The sequence below is a fragment of the Antiquaquibacter metalliresistens genome, assembly GCF_029211225.1.
Classification (GTDB): domain Bacteria; phylum Actinomycetota; class Actinomycetes; order Actinomycetales; family Microbacteriaceae; genus Rhodoglobus; species Rhodoglobus metalliresistens.
Genome location: NZ_JARGEM010000003.1, coordinates 98,668 through 120,671 on the forward strand (window position 1 = coordinate 98,668; position 22,004 = coordinate 120,671).

General features: G+C 70.1%; 20 protein-coding genes and 1 tRNA gene. 16 read left to right on the forward strand and 5 right to left on the reverse strand.

Annotated features, from left to right (window positions below; all coding sequences use genetic code 11):
- Window position 1: 1 nt before the first annotated feature.
- Window positions 2–75: transfer RNA gene (locus tag PYV02_RS06060), tRNA-Pro, on the forward strand.
- A gap of 40 nt (window positions 76–115) precedes the next feature.
- Window positions 116–1,534, forward strand: coding sequence for a trigger factor (tig, locus tag PYV02_RS06065; protein WP_275757198.1), 1,419 nt, complete (start codon window positions 116–118; stop codon window positions 1,532–1,534).
- 102 nt (window positions 1,535–1,636) lie between these two features.
- Here tig and PYV02_RS06070 read toward each other — a convergent pair whose 3' ends face one another.
- On the reverse strand, window positions 1,637–2,455 hold the full coding sequence (locus PYV02_RS06070; RefSeq protein WP_275757200.1) for a hypothetical protein: 819 nt from the start codon (window positions 2,453–2,455) through the stop codon (window positions 1,637–1,639).
- A 196-nt stretch (window positions 2,456–2,651) separates the two neighbouring features.
- On the opposite strand from PYV02_RS06070, the gene PYV02_RS06075 reads away from it, so the two are divergent.
- Both PYV02_RS06075 and PYV02_RS06080 read left to right on the forward strand, forming a co-directional pair.
- On the forward strand, window positions 2,652–3,242 hold the full coding sequence (locus tag PYV02_RS06075) for an ATP-dependent Clp protease proteolytic subunit (protein ID WP_275757201.1): 591 nt from the start codon (window positions 2,652–2,654) through the stop codon (window positions 3,240–3,242).
- 16 nt (window positions 3,243–3,258) lie between these two features.
- The gene (locus PYV02_RS06080) at window positions 3,259–3,918 is read left to right on the forward strand and encodes an ATP-dependent Clp protease proteolytic subunit (RefSeq protein ID WP_275757203.1); all 660 of its coding nucleotides are present in this window, start codon (window positions 3,259–3,261) and stop codon (window positions 3,916–3,918) included.
- A gap of 67 nt (window positions 3,919–3,985) precedes the next feature.
- Here the strand turns inward: PYV02_RS06080 and PYV02_RS06085 are convergent, their stop codons facing one another.
- The 3 genes from PYV02_RS06085 to PYV02_RS06095 all read right to left on the reverse strand — a co-directional run bounded on the left by PYV02_RS06085 (window position 3,986) and on the right by PYV02_RS06095 (window position 5,924).
- Window positions 3,986–4,579, reverse strand: a complete 594-nt coding sequence (locus PYV02_RS06085; protein ID WP_275757205.1) for a copper resistance CopC family protein — start codon at window positions 4,577–4,579, stop codon at window positions 3,986–3,988.
- Window positions 4,580–4,584: 5 nt separating this feature from the next.
- Window positions 4,585–5,268: a YcnI family copper-binding membrane protein gene (locus PYV02_RS06090; RefSeq protein ID WP_275757206.1), complete on the reverse strand. Its 684-nt coding sequence runs from the start codon at window positions 5,266–5,268 to the stop codon at window positions 4,585–4,587.
- A gap of 92 nt (window positions 5,269–5,360) precedes the next feature.
- Window positions 5,361–5,924 carry a hypothetical protein gene (locus tag PYV02_RS06095; protein WP_275757208.1) on the reverse strand — a complete coding sequence of 188 codons (564 nt, stop codon included), beginning with the start codon at window positions 5,922–5,924 and terminating at the stop codon, window positions 5,361–5,363.
- A gap of 121 nt (window positions 5,925–6,045) precedes the next feature.
- Between PYV02_RS06095 and clpX the strand changes: the two genes are divergently transcribed.
- Genes clpX through PYV02_RS06115 form a run of 4 tightly spaced genes read left to right on the forward strand, consistent with a single transcriptional unit; the run spans window position 6,046 to window position 11,463 of the window.
- Window positions 6,046–7,323 (forward strand): ATP-dependent Clp protease ATP-binding subunit ClpX, encoded by a 1,278-nt coding sequence (gene clpX / locus PYV02_RS06100; RefSeq protein WP_275757210.1) that lies wholly within the window; start codon window positions 6,046–6,048, stop codon window positions 7,321–7,323.
- Between the two features lie 50 nt (window positions 7,324–7,373).
- Window positions 7,374–8,699 carry an MFS transporter gene (locus PYV02_RS06105; protein ID WP_275757212.1) on the forward strand — a complete coding sequence of 442 codons (1,326 nt, stop codon included), beginning with the start codon at window positions 7,374–7,376 and terminating at the stop codon, window positions 8,697–8,699.
- Complete coding sequence (locus PYV02_RS06110) at window positions 8,696–10,456, forward strand: glycoside hydrolase family 2 protein (protein WP_275757215.1); 1,761 nt, start codon at window positions 8,696–8,698, stop codon at window positions 10,454–10,456. The genes PYV02_RS06105 and PYV02_RS06110 overlap by 4 nt, the downstream gene beginning before the upstream one ends.
- Window positions 10,453–11,463 carry a DUF2804 domain-containing protein gene (locus PYV02_RS06115; RefSeq protein WP_275757217.1) on the forward strand — a complete coding sequence of 337 codons (1,011 nt, stop codon included), beginning with the start codon at window positions 10,453–10,455 and terminating at the stop codon, window positions 11,461–11,463. Before PYV02_RS06110 ends, PYV02_RS06115 begins: the two co-directional genes overlap by 4 nt.
- 1 nt (window position 11,464) lies before the next feature.
- Here PYV02_RS06115 and PYV02_RS06120 read toward each other — a convergent pair whose 3' ends face one another.
- Window positions 11,465–12,235, reverse strand: coding sequence for a hypothetical protein (locus tag PYV02_RS06120; protein ID WP_275757219.1), 771 nt, complete (start codon window positions 12,233–12,235; stop codon window positions 11,465–11,467).
- A gap of 215 nt (window positions 12,236–12,450) precedes the next feature.
- Between PYV02_RS06120 and PYV02_RS06125 the strand changes: the two genes are divergently transcribed.
- From PYV02_RS06125 to PYV02_RS06160, 8 genes are all read left to right on the forward strand, one after another.
- Complete coding sequence (locus tag PYV02_RS06125) at window positions 12,451–13,545, forward strand: ROK family protein (RefSeq protein ID WP_275757221.1); 1,095 nt, start codon at window positions 12,451–12,453, stop codon at window positions 13,543–13,545.
- Complete coding sequence (locus PYV02_RS06130) at window positions 13,542–14,489, forward strand: carbohydrate ABC transporter permease (RefSeq protein ID WP_275757223.1); 948 nt, start codon at window positions 13,542–13,544, stop codon at window positions 14,487–14,489. The genes PYV02_RS06125 and PYV02_RS06130 overlap by 4 nt, the downstream gene beginning before the upstream one ends.
- On the forward strand, window positions 14,482–15,300 hold the full coding sequence (locus PYV02_RS06135; protein ID WP_275757225.1) for a carbohydrate ABC transporter permease: 819 nt from the start codon (window positions 14,482–14,484) through the stop codon (window positions 15,298–15,300). Before PYV02_RS06130 ends, PYV02_RS06135 begins: the two co-directional genes overlap by 8 nt.
- A gap of 55 nt (window positions 15,301–15,355) precedes the next feature.
- A complete protein-coding gene (locus PYV02_RS06140) occupies window positions 15,356–16,594 on the forward strand; it encodes an ABC transporter substrate-binding protein (RefSeq protein ID WP_275757227.1) in 1,239 nt (412 codons plus the stop codon).
- Between the two features lie 84 nt (window positions 16,595–16,678).
- Window positions 16,679–17,797 carry a glycoside hydrolase family 15 protein gene (locus PYV02_RS06145; protein WP_275757229.1) on the forward strand — a complete coding sequence of 373 codons (1,119 nt, stop codon included), beginning with the start codon at window positions 16,679–16,681 and terminating at the stop codon, window positions 17,795–17,797.
- On the forward strand, window positions 17,794–19,980 hold the full coding sequence (locus tag PYV02_RS06150) for a glycoside hydrolase family 31 protein (protein ID WP_275757231.1): 2,187 nt from the start codon (window positions 17,794–17,796) through the stop codon (window positions 19,978–19,980). The genes PYV02_RS06145 and PYV02_RS06150 overlap by 4 nt, the downstream gene beginning before the upstream one ends.
- A gap of 9 nt (window positions 19,981–19,989) precedes the next feature.
- Window positions 19,990–20,739, forward strand: coding sequence for a hypothetical protein (locus tag PYV02_RS06155; RefSeq protein WP_275757233.1), 750 nt, complete (start codon window positions 19,990–19,992; stop codon window positions 20,737–20,739).
- A gap of 89 nt (window positions 20,740–20,828) precedes the next feature.
- Window positions 20,829–21,980, forward strand: a complete 1,152-nt coding sequence (locus tag PYV02_RS06160) for a benzoate/H(+) symporter BenE family transporter (protein ID WP_275757945.1) — start codon at window positions 20,829–20,831, stop codon at window positions 21,978–21,980.
- Window positions 21,981–22,004 lie beyond the last annotated feature (24 nt).

Sequence of the window (22,004 nt, forward strand, 5' to 3'; positions counted from 1 at the left end):
GCGGGGCGTAGCTCAGCTTGGTAGAGCGCCCGCTTTGGGAGCGGGAGGCCGCAGGTTCAAATCCTGTCGCCCCGACGTGCACCATCAGACCAACCGATAGCAGGAGAACTTTTCCGTGAAGACCACCGTCGAGAAGCTCAGCCCCACGCGCGTCAAGCTCACCATCGCCGTGACGCCCGACGAGCTGCAGCCCTCCATCAAGCACGCCTACGAGCACATCGCTTCGCAGGTCAACATCCCGGGCTTCCGCAAGGGCAAGGTTCCGCCGCAGCTCATCGACCAGCGCGTCGGCCGCGGCGAGGTGCTGCAGCACGCCGTCAGTGACGGTCTCGACAAGTTCTACCGCCAGGCGGTCACGGAGGAGAAGATCCGCGTGCTCGGCCGTCCCGAGGCCGACATCGTGGCGCTGCCCGACGTGAAGGACTTCTCCGGCGACCTCGAGATCGCCGTCGAGGTCGACGTGCGCCCCGAGTTCACGCTGCCCAAGCTCGACGACCTGAAGCTCACCGTCGACGCCGTCGAGGTGTCGGCGGATGACGTGAAGAACGAGCTCGACGAGTTGCGCAGCCGCTTCGGCACCCTCATCACCGTCGACCGCCCGGCCAAGAAGGGCGACTTCGCCCAGCTCGACCTGGTGGCCAAGATCGGCGACGAAGAGGTGGACACGGCATCCGGCATCTCCTACGAGGTCGGCTCCGGCGAGTTGATCGAGGGCATCGACGAGGCGCTCGACGGCCTGAGCGCCGGCGAGCAGACCACCTTCGAGTCGGTGCTGCTCGGTGGCGACCACGAGGGCGAGACCGCCCTCATCTCGGTGTCGCTCATCTCCGTCAAGGAGCGCGAGCTGCCCGAGGCCGACGACGACTTCGCGCAGGTCGCGAGCCAGTTCGACACCATCAAGGAGCTCAAGGCCGACATCAAGGAGCAGGTCACCCGCTCCAAGTCCTTCGGCCAGGGCGCCCAGGCGCGCGACCAGATCGTTGACGAACTGCTCAAGTCGGTCGACATCCCGGTGCCGCCGAAGCTGGTCGAAGACGAGGTGCACCGTCACCTCGAGAACGAGAACCGCCTCGAGGATGCCGAGCACCGCGCCGAGGTCACCGAGTCGAGCGAGAAGACCTTCCGCACGCAGATCCTGCTCGACGCCATCGTCGAGGCCGAGGAGATCAAGGTCTCGCAGAACGAGCTCACCAGCTACCTGGTGCAGGGTGCCGCGCAGTACGGCATGGACCCGAGCGAGTTCATCCAGATCCTCAGCCAGAACGGGCAGATCCCCGGCATGATCGGCGAGGTCGCGCGCAACAAGGCGCTCGCCTCCGTGCTCTCGAAGGCGAAGGTCGTGGACTCCAAGGGCAAGGCCGTGGATGTCTCGGCCTTCACGGCATCCGTGCTCGGCGACGGCACCGACGACTCGGGCGAGATCACCGCGGCCGACCTCGAGGCGCCCGAGGGCGACGGCCACGAGCACGGCGGCGCGAAGGACTCGCACGGCCGCAAGCCGGGCCACGAGCACTACGGGCACGACCACAAGTAGTACCGCCTCACCATTCGGGAGGATGACACGCCGCCTCGCCGCGCCTGCGGCGGGCGCGAGCGGCGCGTCATCCTCCCGAATGGCGTTCGGGGGATGCCCCGGCTATGCCGTCGGCTGGCCCTTTCCCAGCCTGAAGAACCAGTTCGCCAACGCCGTGCGACGGGTGGGCGAGAACAGCACCAGCCCGACCAGCACGATGTTCGCGATCGTGGCCAGGGCCGCGAGCAGGGTGGGGATCGCGGTGATCGTGGGCGCATCCGTCACCCCGATGAGGCCGACGGCCGCCACGAAGTAGAGCGGATGCGACCACGGCAGCCCGAGCACGACGAGCGCCCAGGTCTGCGGGCCGCCGATCGCCCCCGCGCCGTCGCTGAGGTCGACGCCGATGAACGGCGAGGCGATCGCGAACATGAGCGCGGCGACGGCGACCACGAGGTAGGTGAGCGCGGCGGCGCGCGCCCACTGCGGCAGCACGGCCGACTCCAGTCGCGGCACCGCCCCCGGCCGCAGGTGGCGGGCCAGCGCCGAGACGAACAGCGCGATCGACAGCAGGGCGATCACCGCGCCGAAGGCGAGTGCGGACGCACCGATGACGCCGAACGCGAGCAGCACGATCCAGATCACGAGCAGGCCCTCCAGGCTCGCGAGCATGATCGAGATCGGGCGCGTGGCGACGCCGGAGGCGAGGGTCTGCGGATGACGCAGCAGCAGCCATCCGTTCAGCGTCATCGATCCCAGCAGCACGAAGCAGTACACCGCCACGACGAGCGCCGCGATGCCGTCGCTGCCACCGCCGAGCGCCTCGCGCAGCAGCGCCCCAGACACACCCGTGACGGCGGCGATCACCGGCAGCAGCAGCGCCGGCACGACGCTGGCGAGCATCGCGCGGTCGAACAGGGCAGCGGGCTGGGGCTCGGTCATGCCCCACACCCTAGTGCTCGACCATTCGGGAGGACGACGCGCCGTCGCGCGGCGCCTTCGGCGCTCCGCGCGGCGTGTCGTCCTCCCGAATGGTGGGCGAGCGCGGCTCGGCGCTCTGCCCACGGCGAACAGGCCGATCTGGGCGCCCCGCCTCGGATAGATTCGTCACGAAGCGACAACTGAAGGAGCGCACGACATGGCCGAACCGGCACTGGTCAGCAGTGTTTTCGATCGACTGCTGAAGGACCGCATCATCTGGCTCGGGTCGGAGGTGCGCGACGAGAACGCCAACGAGATCGCGGCGAAGCTGCTGCTGCTCGCGGCGGAGGACCCGAAGAAGGACATCTCCCTCTACATCAACTCACCCGGTGGCTCGATCACCGCGGGCATGGCGATCTACGACACCATGCAGTTCATCCCGAACGACGTGGTCACCGTGGGCATCGGCATGGCGGCCTCCATGGGCCAGCTGCTGCTGACCGCCGGCACCAAGGGCAAGCGGTTCATCACGCCGAACGCGCGAGTGCTGCTGCACCAGCCGCACGGCGGATTCGGCGGCACGAGCTCCGACATCCAGACCCAGGCGCAGTTGATCCTCGACATGAAGCGCCGCCTCGCGGAGATCACCGCGGCCCAGACCGGCAAGACCGTCGAGCAGGTTAACGAGGATGGCGACCGCGACCGCTGGTTCAACGCCCAGGAGGCGCTGGAGTACGGCTTCGTCGACCACATCCGCGAGACCGCCATCGATGTCGCCGAGGTCACCGCCGGCGAGACCAAGAAGTAAGGCAGGAAAGACAACCATGCAGACCCCGACCTTCAGGGCGGCCGGCAACCTCGCCGAGTCCCGCTACATCCTGCCCTCCTTCGAGGAGCGCACGGCCTACGGCTACAAGCGCCAGGACCCCTACGCCAAGCTCTTCGAGGACCGCATCATCTTCCTCGGTGTGCAGGTGGATGACGCATCCGCCGACGACGTCATGGCCCAGCTGCTCGTGCTCGAGTCACAGGATCCCGACCGCGACATCGTCATGTACATCAACTCGCCCGGTGGCTCGTTCACCGCGATGACGGCGATCTACGACACGATGCAGTACATCCGTCCGCAGATTCAGACGGTCGTGCTCGGCCAGGCGGCCTCCGCCGCCGCGGTGATCACGGCCGGTGGCACGCAGGGCAAGCGTCTCGCGCTGCCGAACGCGCGCATCCTGATCCACCAGCCCGCGATCCAGGGGCAGGGCGGCGGTCAGGCCTCGGACATCGAGATCCAGGCCCAGGAGGTGCTGCGCATGCGCGAGTGGCTCGAGGAGACGCTGGCCTTCCACTCCAACCGCACCAAGGAGCAGGTGAACAAGGACATCGAGCGCGACAAGATCCTCAGCGCCGCGGAGGCCGTCGAGTACGGACTCATCGACCAGGTGCTGTCGAGCCGCAAGAGCATCCCGGCGCTCACCGCCAAGTAGGCGCACCGCGCAACGGAAGGGCCGTCCCGACTCGCTTGAAAGCAGTCGGGGCGACCCTTCCGCATGCTCACTCCGGGCGACGTCGGCTCAGCACGAGCACCGTGATGAGCCCGGCGGCGAGCACCGCGAGCACCGCACCGCCGATCCACAGCACGTCGCCGAGGTCTGCGTCCGGCTGCGCGGTCGCCGGATGCCCGGCCGGGTGCTCCCCGTCGCCGGTCGCCGCGCCCCCGCAGTCCGGGGCCGCCTCCGATCCCGTCGAGATCTCGGCGTCATCCGCCGGCTCCCAACGGAACCCGAACTCGTCGGAGACGGTGTGCCCGTCCTCGGAGACGATGCGCCACACCAGGGTGTAGTCGCCCGCCTCGCCGAGGGCGGCGGCCGTGGAGAGCGTCGATCCGGAGACCTCGACGCAGCCGTCGCCGTAGTAGCGGCCGTCGGCATCCACGATCTGGATGGCGAAGCCGCTGCCGTCGCCGAAGGCGTCGAGCAACGGAGCGTTCGTCGTCACCGAGAAGCGCTCCGGCAGCTCGGTGATCGTCGAATCGGCCTCCGGCGTGGTCGACACGACATAGTTGTGCGCGAACGCGGGGGAGGAGATCCCCAATGCGGACGCGGCGACCAGCGCGCCGGCGAGGGCTGCTGCGGTGCGACGACGCATCGCGGCTACTTCGTGGCCGACGTGCGACGCGCGGTCACACCGAATGCGATGCCGACCGCGCCGAGCACGAGGCCCGCGATGCCGAGCACGCGCGCGAGCACGTCGTCCCCGCCGCCGGATGCCGTCGCCGGCACCGCCTCCGCGTGCTCGTCCTCATCGGCGGGGGTGGCGGCGTGGTGGTCGTCGCCCGAGACCGCAGCCGTCAGTGTGATCGATGGCACCTCGTCGCCCTCCCAGACGGCCGTCGCGCCGTCGGGCGCCGTCTGCACAACGCGGAACTCGACCACGTCACCCGCCTCGCCCTCCGGCAGCTTGAGCGAGAGCTCGAAGGTGTCGCGCTGGTGCGCGTCGAGCGGCTCCGCTTTGGCGGTGTAGATCACCTGGGCGGTGCGCTCGGTCTGGTCCTCGGTCGGCGGCTCGAGCGGTTCGGTGACCGTCGAGATCGTCCAGTTCGGGTTGACCGTGGGCGTGACGCTCAGGATGCTCGCCGGAATGTCGATCGTCACCGACTGGGTCGGCTGATCCTCGACCCCGTGCGGCACGCTGATTGTGACGACGGTGTACGAGCCCGCGGCCGTGGAGGTCGCGGAGGCGCCCACATGCGCGCTCGCGCTGAGCGGCACCGCGAGGGCGAGGAGGGTTCCAGCGGCGAGCGCGGTGGCGCCCATGCCGATCTTCTTGATGTTCATGCTGTCCTTACGAATGGGACGCGAAGCGTCCGTTGCTGAATGAGATGGTGGGCGATGGCCCGGTGATCCGTGTGCCGCGACCGCGCGAAGCGCTAGCGGGCACCATTCAGCGCGGGCGGGCCGCGATAGCGCATCGGCGAGAACAGCACCCCGAGGTCGCGCCACGGGGCCGGTGCGGTGACCGCGGGGCGCGGCCGGTGCGGCACGATGGGCAGCGGCGCGACGGTGAGCCGCGCGAGCAGCAGGCGCGCCGTCTCCCGCACACCCCAGAACGCGCGCTCGGAATACCTGAGCACCACGAGGGTGACGAGCCCGGCGGCGATGTGCGCGAGCAGCATCTCGGCGTGCTCGGCGGAGGCGGGGGCCTCCGCGAGCGTCGGGGCGTGCTCGTGCGCGACCGCCGTCGGCGTGCCGAGCGTGCCGAACAGTGCGTGGAACATCGCCTGGCTGACCGCGACGGATGCCGCGAGCCTCGGTAGCGACAGCGTGCGACCGGTGAGCAGGGTGCACGCGGCGATCGAAAGCACCAGCGAGGCGGTGAGGCCGAACACGCTCGGCGGCACCCCGCCGGCGAGCGTGTGCGAGAACGCCGCGACGAGCGTCGCGATGAGCGCGACCACGGCGCCGCGGGCTGCGCGCGCCGGCCTCGAGTGCATGGCATCCATTCTCACCCAGTTTCGGGATGCCGCGGCGCGCCGCAATTCGTGTGGACTCACTGCGTCGCTGGCCGGTCCTCTCGGGTTAGGCTCGTTCTACCGCACACCGGGGAGGAATCGCATGGCACGGATAGGCGAGAGCGCCGACCTGCTGAAGTGTTCCTTCTGCGGCAAGAGTCAGAAGCAGGTGCAGCAGTTGATCGCCGGTCCCGGCGTCTACATCTGCGACGAGTGCGTCGAGCTGTGCAACGAGATCATCGAGGAGCGCCTGGCGGAAGCCGGCGAGGAGGTCTCGAGCGAGTTCGACCTGCCCAAGCCCAAGGAGATCTACGCCTTCCTCGAGGAGTACGTGATCGGGCAGGAGCACGCCAAGCGCGCGCTCTCGGTGGCCGTCTACAACCACTACAAGCGCGTGCGGGCCCGCAACACGATCACGAGCGCCGACGCGATTATCGACGACGTCGAGATCGCCAAGAGCAACATCCTGCTCATCGGCCCGACCGGTTGCGGCAAGACCTACCTCGCGCAGACCCTCGCCAAGCGACTCAACGTGCCCTTCGCGGTCGCGGATGCCACGGCCCTCACCGAGGCCGGCTATGTCGGTGAAGACGTCGAGAACATCCTGCTCAAGCTCATCCAGGCGGCGGACTACGACGTCAAGCGCGCCGAGACCGGCATCATCTACATCGACGAGATCGACAAGATCGCGCGCAAGGCCGAGAACCCCTCGATCACCCGTGACGTCTCCGGCGAGGGCGTGCAGCAGGCGCTGCTGAAGATCCTCGAGGGCACCGTGGCATCCGTGCCCCCGCAGGGCGGTCGCAAGCATCCGCACCAGGAGTTCATCCAGGTGGACACCACCAACGTGCTCTTCATCGTCGCCGGCGCCTTCGCGGGGCTCGAGGAGATCATCTCGCAGCGCGCGGGCAAGAAGGGCATCGGCTTCGGCGCCCCGCTGCACTCCAAGGGCGACGACGTGAACCTCTTCAGCGAGGTGCTGCCGGAAGACCTGCACAAGTTCGGGCTCATCCCCGAGTTCATCGGCCGGCTGCCGGTGGTCACCACCGTCACCCCGCTCGACCGCGTTGCCCTCATGGACATCCTCACGAAGCCGCGCAACGCGCTCGTGCGTCAGTACCAGCGCATGTTCGAGATCGACGGTGTCGAGCTCGACTTCGACCACGACGCCCTCGAGGCGATCGCCGACCTCGCGGTGCTGCGCCAGACCGGCGCCCGCGGCCTGCGCGCGATCATGGAGGAGGTGCTCGGGCCGATCATGTTCGACGTGCCCTCCGACGATGAGGTCGGTCGCGTCGTCGTCACCCGCGAGGCCGTGCTCGAGAACGCGGCACCGACGATCGTGCCGCGCAAGGCTCCACGCGCCGAGAAGAGCGCGTAACCCGAAACCCCCCGCCCGTCAGGGCGCCTGTCCGCTCAAGGAGGAGTGGCATGAACCCGAGCCCGTCCGCACGTCTGGGTGCCCGCGTCTGGAGCGCCATCGTCGTGCTCGGCCTCGCCGGCCAGCTGGCGTGGACCGTCGAGAACATGTACCTCAACGTGTTCGTCTACGACACCATCACCGACGACCCGGGCGTGATAGCCCTGCTCGTGGCGCTGTCGGCGATCACCGCCACCCTCGCCACCATCGTGATCGGCGCCTGGTCGGACCGCACCGGCCGCCGCCGCGTGTTCGTCGCGGTCGGCTACGTGCTGTGGGGCCTGTCGACCGCAGCCTTCGGCTTCGTCTCGCCCGAGACCGCCGCGGCGCTGCTGCCGGGGCTGGATGCCGTGACCGCCGCGATCGTCACGATCGTGCTGCTCGACTGCCTCATGTCGTTCCTCGGCTCCGGCGCGAACGACGCCGCGTTCCAGGCGTGGGTGACCGACACGACCGTGCCCGCGAACCGCGGCCGGGTGGACGGGGTGCTCTCGATCATGCCGCTGCTGGGCATGCTCATCGTGTTCGGTGCGCTGGATGGCCTCACCCGCGCCGGCGAATGGCGCACCTTCTTCGGCGTGGTCGGCCTCGCCACCGCGGTGGTGGGACTCATCGCCGCGTTCACCGTGCGCGACCGCGCCCCGGGCATCCGCGACGGGGGTGCGTTCTCCGACCTGATCTACGGGCTGCGGCCCTCCACGGTGCGCAGGCACCCACGGCTCTACGAGCTGCTCGTGCTGCTGGCGGTGGTGGGCATCAGCACCCAGGTGTTCCTGCCGTTCCTCATCATCTACCTGCAGCGCACCCTGCGCATCGACGGCTACGCGATCGTGTTGGGCGTCGTGCTGATCGTCGCCTCCGTCGTCAGTGTGCTCGGCGGCCGGGTGATCGACCGGGTGGGCAAGCTGCGGGCGATCCTGCCCTCGATCGGCATCCTGGCCGCGGGGCTCATCGGCATGTTCTTCGTGCGCGACATGCTCGGCGTGATCATCGCCGGCAGCGTGATGATGAGCGGTTTCATGCTCTCCTTCGCCGCGATCACGGCGACGATCCGCGACCACACCCCCGCCGACCGCGCGGGCACCGTACAGGGGCTGCGCATGATCTTCGCGATCATGATCCCGATGATCCTCGGGCCGATCATCGGCGCGTCCGTGATCGTCGGTGCGGGGGAGACCTACCTCGACCTGGGCGTCGAGAAGCAGGTGCCGACCGCCTGGATCTTCATCGCGGCGGCCGTGGTGCTCGTGTTCACGGTGCCGTTGGTGGCGATCGTGCGGCGCTCGGCTCGGCGCGCCGAGGAGCGGCACGAGCAGCCGGAGGCGGCCGAGCGGTGAGCCTGCTGACGTCGTGGGGTCGTGACCTCGACGCCGAGAGCGTGCTGGGCGAGCATCCCCGTCCGCAGCTCGTGCGCGAGGGCTGGCGCGTGCTCAATGGCTGGTGGGACTGCGCGTTCACCGCGGCCGAAGCGGGGCGTCCGGCCGACTGGACGCAGCGCATCCTGGTGCCGTTCTCGCCGGAGGCGCCGCTGTCGGGCGTCGGTCGACGGCTGACGGCGGGGGAGGCGCTCTGGTACCGGCGCACGATCGAGGCCGCGCCGCCCGGACGACGCGTGCTGCTGCACTTCGGCGCGGTCGACCGGCACACCACGGTCTGGATCGACGACGTCGAGATCGGGCGGCACGACGATGGCTACCTGCCCTTCGACTTCGAGGTCACCGCGGCCCTCGCCGCGCCCGGCCCGCACGAGCTGGTGGTGCGGGTGACCGATCCGACCGACGCCGAGCCGGGGGCGCGCGGCAAGCAGTCCAGCACGCCCGGCGGCATCTGGTACACCCCGCAGTCCGGCATCTGGCAGACCGTGTGGACCGAGACGGTGCCGCAGCGCCACGTCGAGCGACTGCACCTCGACCCCCTGCTCGAGCAGAGCGCGGTGCGCGTCACCGTGCACGCCGAGGCGGGCGCGCCCGCGCGGGTTCGGGTGCTCGCGGCGGGACGCGTGGTCGCCGAGGCGCAGGTGCCGGTGGGTGAGGCCACCGAGCTGACCCTGGCCGAGGTGCGCGCCTGGTCGCCAGCGGACCCATTCCTCTACGACGTCGAGGTCGAGCTCGGCGACGACCGCGTGCGCAGCTACTTCGGGTTGCGCAGCCTCGGCACCGTCACCGGCCGCGACGGGATGCGACGGCTCACCCTCAACGGCGCCCCCATCCTGCACGCCGGACTCCTGGACCAGGGCTACTGGCCCGACGGCCTGCTCACCCCGCCCTCGGACGCGGCGATGATCCACGACATCCAGACCGCTCGCGATCTCGGGTTCACCATGTTGCGCAAGCACATCAAGATCGAGCCGGCCCGCTGGTACCACCACTGCGACCGGCTCGGCATGCTGGTGTGGCAGGACATGGTCAACGGCGGGGGCAAGTACCGTCCGTCCCTCATCACGGTGCCCGCGTTCCTGCCCTGGTGGCGCCTCGACGACCGCAAGCACCGTCGCTGGTTCGCGCGCGACGACGCCGCGGATCGGGCCGCGTTCCGTGAGGCCACGCGGCGCACCGTCGACCTGCTGCGGGATGCGCCCTCGGTGGTGCTCTGGGTGCCGCAGAACGAGGGCTGGGGGCAGTTCGACTCCCTCGACATCGCCCGCGAGGTGCGCGAGCTCGACCCGAGCCGTCCCATCGATCACGTCAGCGGCTGGCACGACCAGGGTGGCGGCGACCTCGCGAGCCTGCACGTGTACTTCCGCCGGTTCCGCATGCCCTCGCGGCGCCGGGTGCGCGGGCGCGCGGTGGCGCTGACGGAGTTCGGCGGCTACAGCCTGCCGATTCCGGGGCACCGCTTCAGCGAGCGCGAGTTCGGATACAAGCGGTTCCGGGATGCGGCGGCGTTCCGTGCCGCGATCGAGAAGCTCTGGCGCCGGGAGCTCGAGCCCGCGGTGCGGGCCGGGCTCGCGGCGTTCGTGTACACCCAGTTGAGCGATGTGGAGGACGAGGTGAACGGCGTGATCAGCTACGACCGGGAGGTGCTCAAGCTCGACCCGCAGCGCATGCGCGAGTTGAACGCCGAGCTCGCGGCCGCGTTCGGGGTCGGAGCATGATCATCGAGCGGGAGCTCACGACGGCGGTGTCGCTCACCGACGCGCGGGGGCGGCTGAACCCCTCCGCGGTGGGGTGGACGCGGCATCCCATCCACGACACCGCGGGCATCGGCGGCCGGCACGGCTGGGGTCGCAACAAGCGGTGGGAGTACTGGTCGGTCATCACGCCGAGGCACATCGTCTCGCTCACGGTCTCCTCGATCGACTACGCGGGCGTCTCCGAGGTGTGGGTCTTCGACCGGGAGACCGGGGCGGAGCACCAGCGCGTGGTGATCGCCCCGTTCGCGCGCGGCACCGTGCTGCCGCCCAGCCTTGCCACCGGCCCGTCGTCGGTGCGGGTCAAGGACCTCGAGATCGACATCGACGAGCTCGCCGACGGCACCAGGCTGCGGGTGCGCATCCCCGGGGTGGAGGCCGACCTGGTCGCGGCGACCCCGGCGGGGCAGGAGAGCCTCGGCGTGGTCGTGCCGTGGTCGCCGACGCGATTCCAGTACACGGTGAAGGATGTCGCCCGCCCCACGACCGGGACGCTCACCGTCGACGGCGCCACCTATCCCGTCGGCGGCACCGCGGGCGAGGCCTGGGCGGTGCTCGACCACGGACGCGGCCGCTGGCCCTACGACGTGCGCTGGAACTGGGGTGCCGGCAGCGGCATCGTCGACGGTCACCGCATCGGCGTGCAGGTCGGCGGGCAGTGGACGGTCGGCAGCGGCTCCACCGAGAACGCGCTCTTCGTCGATGGCAGGCTGCACAAGATCTCGGAGGAGCTCAGCTGGCACTTCGATGCCGCCGACTGGCTCGCCCCCTGGAGTGTGCGTGGCGAGCTCGCCGACCTGAGCTTCCAGCCCTTCCACGACAAGGCCTCGCGCACCGCGCTCGGCATCATCTCCACCCGCACCGATCAGTGCTTCGGGCACTGGTCGGGGTGGATGGCCGCCGACGACGGCGAGCGGGTGCGCGTCGACGGCGTGGTGGGCTGGGCGGAAGACGTGCGCAACCGCTGGTGAGTCACTGCCGTTCGAGCTGACGGCGCAGGATGTCGAAGCCCGCGCGCGGGAACTCCGACCAGCCGTGCGCGAGCTCGCGTTCGGCCAGATCGAGGAGGGCGCGCGCAGCATCGTCGACCGGGAGGCGCACGGTGCGCTCGAGCGTCTCGCCGATGCCCGGGTGCACGACCTCGAAGCGTCGGCGCGGGTCGAGCGGGTCCAGGCGGGTTGCGTCGCCGGGCAGTCGCGCGGCGATGGCTCGCGCGAGGTGGTTGACCGCTTCGAAGCGCACGAGACCGGATGCGCTGAGCGTCTCGCCTCGCCGAGCGCGACCGAGGCCGGAGTGCACCTGGGTGAGGAAGAGGCGGATCTCGCGGGCGGCATCCACCTCGCCCTCAGGGCGGCTGGCGGCCACGGCAGCGGCGGCGGCGTGCACGGTCTCGTCACCGACGAGCACCTCGATGGGCGCCCCGGCCCAGGTGGCGAAGGAGCGCACATCGGCGATGCCGAACTCGAGCCGGTGGCCATTGTCGTAGATCACCTTGACGCCCCCGTGATGTTCGACGACCGAGAGTGCGATCGACGCGGCGTTCGGCAACCAGGAAAGGCTCGCGCGGTAGCGCTCTTCCACGCCGGTCTCCGTGAGCCAGGCGAAGTCGTGATCGGACCACTCGTCGGCCCTCACACGGTGCGCCGTGGAGCCGAAGGCGACGAGGCCGACCACTGCGGGGGAGCGGCGCGCGGTCTCGGTCAACTCATCGAGGAAGGCCAGGAACTCGGGTGATGTGGTCACGATCGCCTCCAGCGACGTTGACAGTGGGCGTGACTTCATTCTAGAGTTTATTTAGTTCTGAACAAAGAGTGTTCACGAAGGAGCAAGGGTCAATGGCGTCTCGCCCCGCAGCACGAACCGATGTGAATCGGTCGGCCATTCTCGCCTTCCTCGGTGCACAGGGTCCGGCCTCGCGCGCCGACCTCGCCCGGGCCCTCAACGTGTCTCCGGCGCTCATGACTGCCCTCACGAAAGACCTCATCGCCGACGGCCTCCTGGTCGAGCTGGACCACTCTCCATCGCAGGGCGGACGGCCGGCGCGGATGCTGGGGCTCGTGTCATCCGCGGGCCGTGCGGTCGGCGTGAAGGTCGTCGCCGACCACGTGGCCTTCGTCGAGGTGGGAATCGACGGGGCCGTGCGCCGGTCGGCCAGTGAGCCCTTTGACGCCTCCGCCACCACCCTGCTCGGGGACCTCACCGCGCTGCTTCGCCGCTTCATCGCGGGGGGCTCGAACGAGCCGCTGCTCGGCATCGGCGTCGGCGTGCCCGGCAGCGTCGACCGGCAGGGCAACGGTCTCGTCGACTCCTCGCAGCTCGGCTGGCAGCAGGTGCCCATCGGGGCGACCCTGCGCCGGGAGTTCTCGCTGCCCGTGCTGGTCGAGAACAACGTGAACGCCCTCGCCGTGGCCGAGCGTCTCTACGGGGTGGGCCGACAGCACGAGAACTTCCTCGTCGTCACCATCGGCACCGGCGTCGGAGCGGGCATCGTCGTCGACGGTGTCGTGTTGCGCGGCAACGCGGGTGGAGCGGGCGAGATCGGTCACATCCCGGTCGCGGAGACCGGGCCGCTGTGCAGCTGCGGCAATCGCGGCTGCCTCGAGTCCTTCATCGGGGAGGCATCGCTCGTGGCGCAGGCGCGCGAGCGCGGCGTGATCGGCCCCACGAGCGGGATGGCGGCCCTGAGAGCCGAGGCGGATGCGGGCAACCCGAGCGCCACGGCCATCTTCAGCGAGGCGGGGCACCTGCTGGGCCGGGCGCTGGCGGGCATCATCCACACCCTCGACCCGGAGATCGTGATCGTGCTCGGCGAGGGCACCGCGGCATGGAAGCACTGGTCGTTCGGGTTCGAGCCGGCCTTGCGTGCGGCGCTGATCTCTTCGCGCCGCGGCATCCCGGTGGCCGTGGAGACCTGGCAGGACGAGAGTTGGGCGCAGGGTGCCGCGGCGATCGTGCTCGCCACCCCGTTCGACTCCGACGGCCTCGCCGGGGATCAGGGTCGACTGGTGCGAGAGCGACTGGTCGAGCAATCGAGCCCGCAGGACACACCGTGAGCGTCTCGACCCTGCAGACGAGTCTCGTCGACCGATCCGCGCCCGCCCCTGTTCGCCCGGTGCGCCGCGCCGGCACGCGCGCCCGCTACGCGCTCACCGTGCTCGCATTCCTGCTGCCGAGCGCCATCCCGCTCACGCTCTTCGTGCTCGGGCCCATGATCGCCGCAGCGTGGGTGAGCCTCAACGAGTGGAACCTCATCGCGCCGATGCGTTTCGTCGGCCTCGAGAATTTCGCCACCCTGCTCAGCGATCCCACGACCGGCGAGGTGTTCCTGCACACCGTCTTCTACATCGTCGGCTACCTGCCGCTGGTCTATCTCGGCGGTCTCGCGCTCGCCCTCGCGCTCAACACGGCGCTCAAGGGGCGGTCGTTCCTGCGCGGCGTGTACTTCCTGCCGGTCGTCACGAGCTGGATCGTCGTCGCCCTCGTGTGGCGCTGGCTGCTCAACCCCAGCAACGGCATCGTCAACAGCGCGCTCGCCGCAGTCGGGATCGAAGGCCCCGGGTGGTGGACCGACCCGCTCTGGGCGATGCCGTCGATCATCATCGCCTCGGCGTGGAAAGACCTCGGCTTCGTCATGGTCATCCTGCTCGCGGGACTGCAGGCGATCGACCCCGACCTTTACGACGCGGCGAAGATGGATGGTGCGGGCTGGTGGCGTCGGCTGTTCAGCGTGACGCTGCCCCTGTTGTCGCCGTCGACCTTCTTCGTGCTCGTCATCTCGCTCATCAACGGCTTCCAGGTCTTCGACCAGGTGTACGCGATGACCGGCGGTGGCCCGAACGGCGCGAGCGAGGTCGTGGTGCAGCGCATCTACGACCTGACCTTCCGCTACGGACAGGCGGGGGAGGCGGCCGCACTGTCGTGGATGCTCTTCATCGTCATCCTCGCCGTCACGCTCGTGCAGGTGCGCGGCCAGCGTCGGTGGGTGAACTATGGGTAGACGCCGCCTGGGGTGGATCGCACTCCACGTCATCGTCGTGCTCGGCGCGATCGCGATGTTCTTCCCGTTCCTGTGGACGATCATCACCTCGATCAGCCCCGGGGTCGGACTCACGGTCACTCCCGCGCTCTTCCCGGAGAACCCCTCGCTCGAGGCGTACGCGCGGCTGTTCGCGGAGCGGCCGTTCGGTCGGGTCATCCTGAACAGCCTCGGGCTCGCGATCGCGACGACGCTCGTGCAGCTGGTCACCAGCTCGACGGCGGCCTACGCCTTCAGCCGCCTGCCGTTCCGGGGTCGCGGCGCCGTCTTCGCCGTGTACCTGGCCACCATGATGATCCCGCTGCAGGTGCTCATCGTTCCGCTGTTCGTCGAGCTGAAGACCTTCGGGCTGCTGAACACCTACCTCGGTGCCCTGCTGCCGACCTTTGCGAGCGCGTTCGGCATCTTCCTGCTGCGGCAGGCCATCAACCAGGTGCCTCGGGAGCTCGACGAAGCGGCGACGCTCGATGGTGCCGGCCACTTCCGCATCTTCTGGACCATCGTGCTCCCCAACATCCGCCCGGCGCTCGCGACCCTGACGGTCTTCGCGTTCATGGGCAGCTGGAACAGCTTCCTCTGGCCGCTCGTTGTGCTGCGCAAGCCCGAGTTGCAGACCCTGCCCATCGCGCTCGCGGGGCTCCAGGGGCAGTACACCACCGAGTGGGACATCATCATGGCCGGCTCCGTCGTGAGCATCCTGCCGATGCTCGCGCTCTACATCTTCGCCCAGAAGTACGTCATCCAGGGCGTGGCCAGCTCGGGGATCAAGTGAGCCCCGCAGCCGAGGAACACAGCACCACAACCACCATCGAAGGAGATACCGCACCATGAATCGCACACTGCTGGCCACCGCCGGGATCGTGGGCATCGCCGCCCTCGTTCTCACCGGTTGCACGACCCAGGCCGACGACGGCCCGGTCACGATCACGTACACCAACTTCATCTCGAACGACGGCAACGAGGAGAACCTCCAGGCCATCGTCGACGCGTTCGAGGCGGAGAACCCCGACATCACGGTCGAGGTCACGACGCTGCCCTACGGCGACTACGGCACCGCGCTGCAGACCGACCTCGCGGCCGGAACCGTCTCCGACGTGTTCGACATCGAGTACTCCAACTACGCCGCCTACCAGGCCAACGGCGTGCTCGCCCCGCTCGAGGTCGCCAACCCGGAGGCGTACCGCCAGTCGCTGCTCGAGGCGTACTCGACCGACGGCACCTCGTACGCCTTGCCGAGCTCCTTCTCGGATGTCGTGCTCTACTACAACGCCGACCTGTTCGACGCTGCCGGGCTCGAGTACCCGAACAGCGACTGGACGTGGGCCGATGAGAAGGCCGCGGCCGAGGCGCTGACCGACCAGGCCGCCGGTGTCTGGGGCGACCACCAGCCGATCAGCTTCTACGAGTACTACAAGGTGCTCGCACAGAACGGCGGCCAGTTCCTCAACGACGACAAGACCGCCGTCGCCTTCAACACCCCCGAAGGCATCGAGGCCGCCGAATGGCTCGTGAACAAGAGCGGCACCGTGATGCCGACGATCGAGCAGGGCCAGGGCACCGCCGACTTCGACACCAACCTGTTCAAGGATGGCAAGCTCGCGATGCTGCACACCGGCATCTGGGTGTTCGGCTCGGTCGCCGACGTGCCGTTCAACTGGGACATCGCCGTCGAGCCCGGCAACACCGTGCAGGCCAGCGCCGTGTTCTCCAACGCCGTCGGCGTCTCCGCGACCTCCGAGCACATCGAGGCGGCGACCAAGTGGGCCGAGTTCCTGACCTCCTCCGACGTCATGGTGCAGACCCGCCTCGACGCCGGCTGGGAACTGCCGCCCATCTCGGATGAGGCGCAGCTCGCCACGTACCTCGACAAGGGCAAGCCCGCGAACCGCCAGGCGGTCTTCGACTCGCTCGACGGCATCGCGCTGCCGCCCGTGGTCGCGAACGGCCAGACCGAGATGCAGGACATCATCGGCGAGGAGCTCGTCGAGGCCCAGGCCGGTCGCAAGACCGTCGAGGAGGCTCTCGCATCCGCCGAGGAGCGCATCAACGCCGTCATCGGCGGATAGCACGACGGGTCCCGGCGTCCTCGCGACGCCGGGACCCACCCCTGCACCTGACTTCCACCACCACACACGAAGGACCTCGACGGCATGACCACCGCCACCGACTGGACGCCTGCCCAGCTCGCCGCCCTCGCGACGAGCAGTCTCGCGACGATCCAATCGCTCCAGCACGAATCCGGCGCGTACCCGGCGAGTCCGACCTTCTCGGCGTACCGCGGGTACTCCTGGTTCCGTGACGGTGCCTTCATCGCCGATGGCGTCTCAGCGGGTGGAGGCGTCGAGTCCGCTGGGCGATTCTTCGACTGGTGCACTCGCATCCTCGTCGAGCGACGGGCCCAGGTCGTGGAGATCGTCGCCGCCGCCGAGGCGGGCACCCCCGTTGCGGACGATCAGATGCTCGCGACCCGGTTCACACTCGACGGCGAAGCCGGCGACGACGACTGGTGGGACTTCCAGCTGGACGGCTACGGCACGTGGCTGTGGGCGGCGGTCGCCCATGGTCGGCGGCACGGCATCCCGTTGGAGCGCTGGCGGGAGGGCTTCGAGCTCTCCGTCGACTACCTCGTGAGCTCCTGGCAGCGTCCCTGCTTCGACTGGTGGGAGGAGAACCCCGAGCGGGTGCATGTCTCCACGCTCGGCTGCATCGCGGCCGGCTTGACCTCGGTCGCCGGTGCCGGGGTGCTGGATGCCGCACGCACCGCCGCGGCCAGCGCGGCCTCCGAGCAGATCCACTCCCTCATCCGCGCCTCCGGCACCGCCGACGGACATCTCGTCAAGTGGCTCGGCGCGACCGAGGTCGACGCGAGCCTGCTCGCCCTGCTCGCGCCCCTCTCCGTCTTCCCGCCGACCGAGCCGCTCGGGGCGCAGACGCTCGACGCGATCGAGCGCTCCCTCTCCGTCGATGGTGGCGTGCACCGCTATCTTGCGGACACCTTCTACGGTGGTGGCCAGTGGCCGCTCTTGAGCTGCATGCTCGGCCTCGCCCAGGCGGCGGCCGGCGACCGCGCGGCGGCCCTGGCCGAACTGCGATGGGCGGCCGCCACAGCGTTGCCGGACGGCACGATGCCCGAGCAGGTCGACACGCATCTGCTCGCTCCGCACATGCGCGCCGAGTGGGTCGAGCGGTGGGGTACTGTCGCGACGCCGCTGCTGTGGACCCACGCCATGTACCTGCGGCTGGCCGTCGAGCTGGGGGTGGTCGAGTGATCCGGCACCGCCCGTTCGGCTCGGGGCATCCGTACTCCGCCGACACCGATCAGCGCGAGCCCGTCGACCCGGTCGCGGGCGCACCCGTGCGACTCGGGGTGCGCACCTCGCCGGGCATCGCGGGCGTCGTGCTCGAGTACTCCGTCGACGGTGCGGGCACCCGTGAGGTCGACCTCGCGCCCGAGGCCCGGCGATCGCGCGGTCAGGCCGTCGACGGTGGCCACCTCGCCTCCGCGCAGGCACGCCTCGCGCGGGCGGCCAACGGCTGGTCGGCGACGCTCGACGACCTGCTCCCCGGCCAGAGCGTGCGGTATCGCTTCGTCGCGGCGGGGGAACGCACGCGATGGTTCGACTTCCGCGTGGCGAGCTGGCGGGCATCCGACGACATCGTCGGGGCGCTGCCCGGCTCGGTCTCGGTGCTCGACGATGGTGAGCGCATCGTGCGCGCGCGCTTCGCCCTGCCGCTGGCGCCGGGGGAGCACGTCGCCGGCTTCGGCGAGCGCTTCGACGCGCTCGACCACCGCGGCACGAGCCTCGACTCGGTGGTCTTCGAGCAGTACAAGAGCCAGGGCGCCGAACGCAAGACGTACCTGCCGATGCCGTTCGCCCACGTCGTCGGCGGCGAGGGCTGGGGCTTTCACGTGCGCACGGCGAGGCGCGTCTGGTTCGACATCGGCGAGCACGAACCCGAGCGGCTGTGGATCGAGGCCGAGACCGGCCCCGACGGCGCGATCGACCTCGGCATCTTCCGGGGCGACCCGACCGCGGTGCTGGACGCCTTCCTCGCGGAGGCGGGACGGCCCGAGGAACTGCCCGACTGGGTGTTCCGGCTGTGGGCGAGCGGCAACGAGTGGAACACGCAGGCCGAGGTGATGCGACAGGTGGACGCGCACCGCGACCACGACATTCCGGTCGGCTCCGTGGTGATCGAGGCGTGGAGCGACGAGAGCACGTTCACCGCGTGGCGCGGCGCCGAGTACACCCCGAGCGAGCAGCCGCACCGCCTCGCCGACTTCACCTTCCCGGCGGACGGCCCCTGGCCAGACCCCAAGGGCATGATCGACGAGCTGCACGCCCGCGACATCCGGCTGTTGCTGTGGCAGATCCCGCTCATCAAGATGCGGCCCCACCCGTCCGGGCAAGCGCGACTGGATGCCGAACAGGCGATCAGGGAAGGCATGCTCATCCAGGAGCACGCCCCCGACGGCTCGCTGCGCCCGTACCGCAACCGCGGTTGGTGGTTTCCGCTGGGACTCATGCCCGACCTCACCGACGAGCGCGCCGCGGCGTGGTGGACCGACCGCCGCCGCTACCTCGTGGAGGAGCTCGGCGTCGACGGCTTCAAGACGGACGGCGGGGAGCACGCCTGGGGACGCGACCTGCGCTACCTGGACGGTCGCGGCGGCGACGAGGGCAACAACACCTTCCCGGTCGCGTACGCCAAGGCCTTCGGCGACCTGCTGCGCTCGGCGGGCAAGGCGCCGGTAACCTTCAGCCGTGCCGGCTACACGGGCAGCCAGGCGCACGGCGCGTTCTGGGCGGGCGACGAGAACTCGACCTGGGAGGCGTTGCGCTGGTCGATGTTCGCGGGGCTGTCCGCGGCATCCAGCGGTGTCGTCTACTGGGGGTGGGACTTCGCCGGGTTCTCGGGCGACATCCCGGATGCGGAGCTGTACCTGCGCTCCGCGGCGGCGGCCGCGTTCGTGCCGATCATGCAGTACCACTCGGAGTTCAACCACCATCGCAGCCCCTCACGCGACCGCACGCCGTGGAACATCGCGCAGCGCACGGGGGACGAGCGGGTCATCCCGGTCTTCCGCCGGTTCGTGGCGCTGCGCGAGCGGCTCGTGCCCTACCTCGCCGAGGCGGCCCGCGCGGCGATCGCGACGAGCTCGCCGCTCATGCGGCCGCTGTTCTTCGACCACCCTGCCGATCCCGAGGTCTGGCGTCATCCGCTGCAGTGGATGCTCGGCCCCGACCTGCTCGTCGCCCCGGTGCTCGAGCCGGGAGCAGCGGCATGGGATGTGTACCTGCCCGCAGGCGACTGGGTGGATGCCTTCACCGGCGAGCGCATCGCCGGCGGTCGCGTGCACTCCCGCGCCGTGCCGATCGACGAACTGCCCGTCTACGTGCGCGCCGAGGCGTGGCCGCGGATGGAGGCCGTCTTCGCACCCGGGGACTAGCATGACCCCATGAGCGACGCAGCCCAGGCCGCCCCGTCCGTCATTCGCGGGGTGCGCCGCGCCGCGATCGTGGTCGTGATCGGCTCGCTCGCGATCGCCGCCGCCCTCGGCATCGTCGCGCTGCTCGCCCGGGAGTTCGGCGAGACGCAGGCCAAGGTGCTGCTGACGACGCTCGCGGTCGCCGCGTTCAGCATCACCGCGCTGTGTCATCTCGCCATCGTCGGGCGCACCGTGCGATGGGTCGGCTACGTCGGCATCGCCGCGAGCACGGTCGCGCTCGTGCCGGCGCTCGTGCTGATCTGGGCCGAGGGCATCGAGCCCGACGCGCAGGGCGACTGGTTCAAGGCGCTGGGCGTGCTGGCGGTGCTCGCCGCGAGCCTGGCGCAGGCGAACCTGCTGCTCCTGCTCGCCGCGCGCCGACAGCGTGCGGTGCGTGTCGGCCTCGCGCTCACGCTGCTGTTCGTCGCGGTGGTCGCCGTGATGATCTGGCTGCCGATCCTCACCGACGGCGACATCCCCGGCGACAACCAGGACTACTGGCGCGCGTTCGGGGTCATCGCGATCCTCGACGTGCTCGGCACCATCGTGCTGCCGATCCTCGGACTCGTGCTGCGGCACGGGGCCGCGACCCAGAGGCTGAACCTCACACTCTCCCCGGCGCTGGCCGAGCGCTTGACGGCCGCCGCGTCCGCCGACGGCATCAGCCGGGATGCCGCCGCCCTCGCCGCGCTCGACCGCGCGCTCCCGCCCGCCCCCTGACCGGGCCAGCCCTGCGCGAGTGGCGGGCGGAGCCCGCCCGCTGCGGGTTCTAGGCTGGAGCAATCGCATCCACATCCGTCCTCCAGCCGATATCGGCCGGGTTCATCGCTGCCATCTCGGGGTTCGCGAGCTCGTTCGCGCTCGTGATCGCCGGCCTGCAGGCCGTCGGCGCCTCGCCGGCCGAGGCCGCGTCGGGGCTGTTCGCCGTGTGCCTGGCGATCGCGATCACGAGCGTCACGGCAGCGCTGTGGCTGCGCATGCCACTGGCCATCGCGTGGTCGACCCCGGGCGCCGCAGTGCTGCTCGCCGCGGGCAGCCACGAGCTTCGATTCTCCGATGTGGTCGGGGCGTTCCTGGTCTCCGCCGCCCTCATGCTGCTGTGCGGACTGGTGCCGGCGCTCGGACGTGCGATCACCCGCATCCCGAGAACTCTCGCGAGCGCGATGCTCGCCGGCGTGCTGCTGCCGATCTGCCTCGCCCCCGTCGAGGCCGTCGCCACGATGCCGTTGTTCGCGGCGCCCATCGTGCTCGTCTGGCTGGTGCTGTTCCGGCTCGCTCCGCGCTGGGCGGTGCCGGCCGCGATGCTCGTCGCGATCGTCGCCATCCTGATCGCCGCGGGCACCGACTGGCTCGGCGAGGCGAGCATCGCCCCTCAACTGACCTTCGTCGCCCCGACCTTCGACCCGTTCACGATCCTCAGCGTCGGTCTGCCGCTGTTCATCGCGACGATGGCCGGACAGAACATCCCCGGATTCGCCGTGATGTCCACCTACGGCTACACCGTGCCGCCGCGCTTCGCCTTCGTCGCGATCGGTCTCGGCTCGGGCGCCGGGGCGCTCGCGGGCGGGCACTCCATCAACCTCGGCGCGATCACCGCAGCGATCATGGCCGGCCCCGAGGGCGGGGAGGACCGCAACCGGCGCTGGATCGGCACCCTCACCAACGGGCTGCTCTACGTGCCGTTGGGCATGGGCGCCGGCATCGCGACCGCGCTCATCGGGGCGGCACCCACCATCCTCGTGATCGCGGTCGCCGGCCTGGCGGTGCTCGGCGCGCTCATCACGAGCATCACCAATGCACTCGAAGAGCCCGAGCATCGGGTCCCCGCGATCGTGACCTTCCTCGTGGTCGTCTCCGGCGTGGTCGTGCTCGGCATCGGCTCGGCGCTGTGGGGACTGCTCGCGGGCGCGCTCGTGATGGCCTGGCTCGGCTGGGTGCGCCGCCCGCGAGAACGCGAATAGGTCACCTGCCGGTCACCTCCCTCG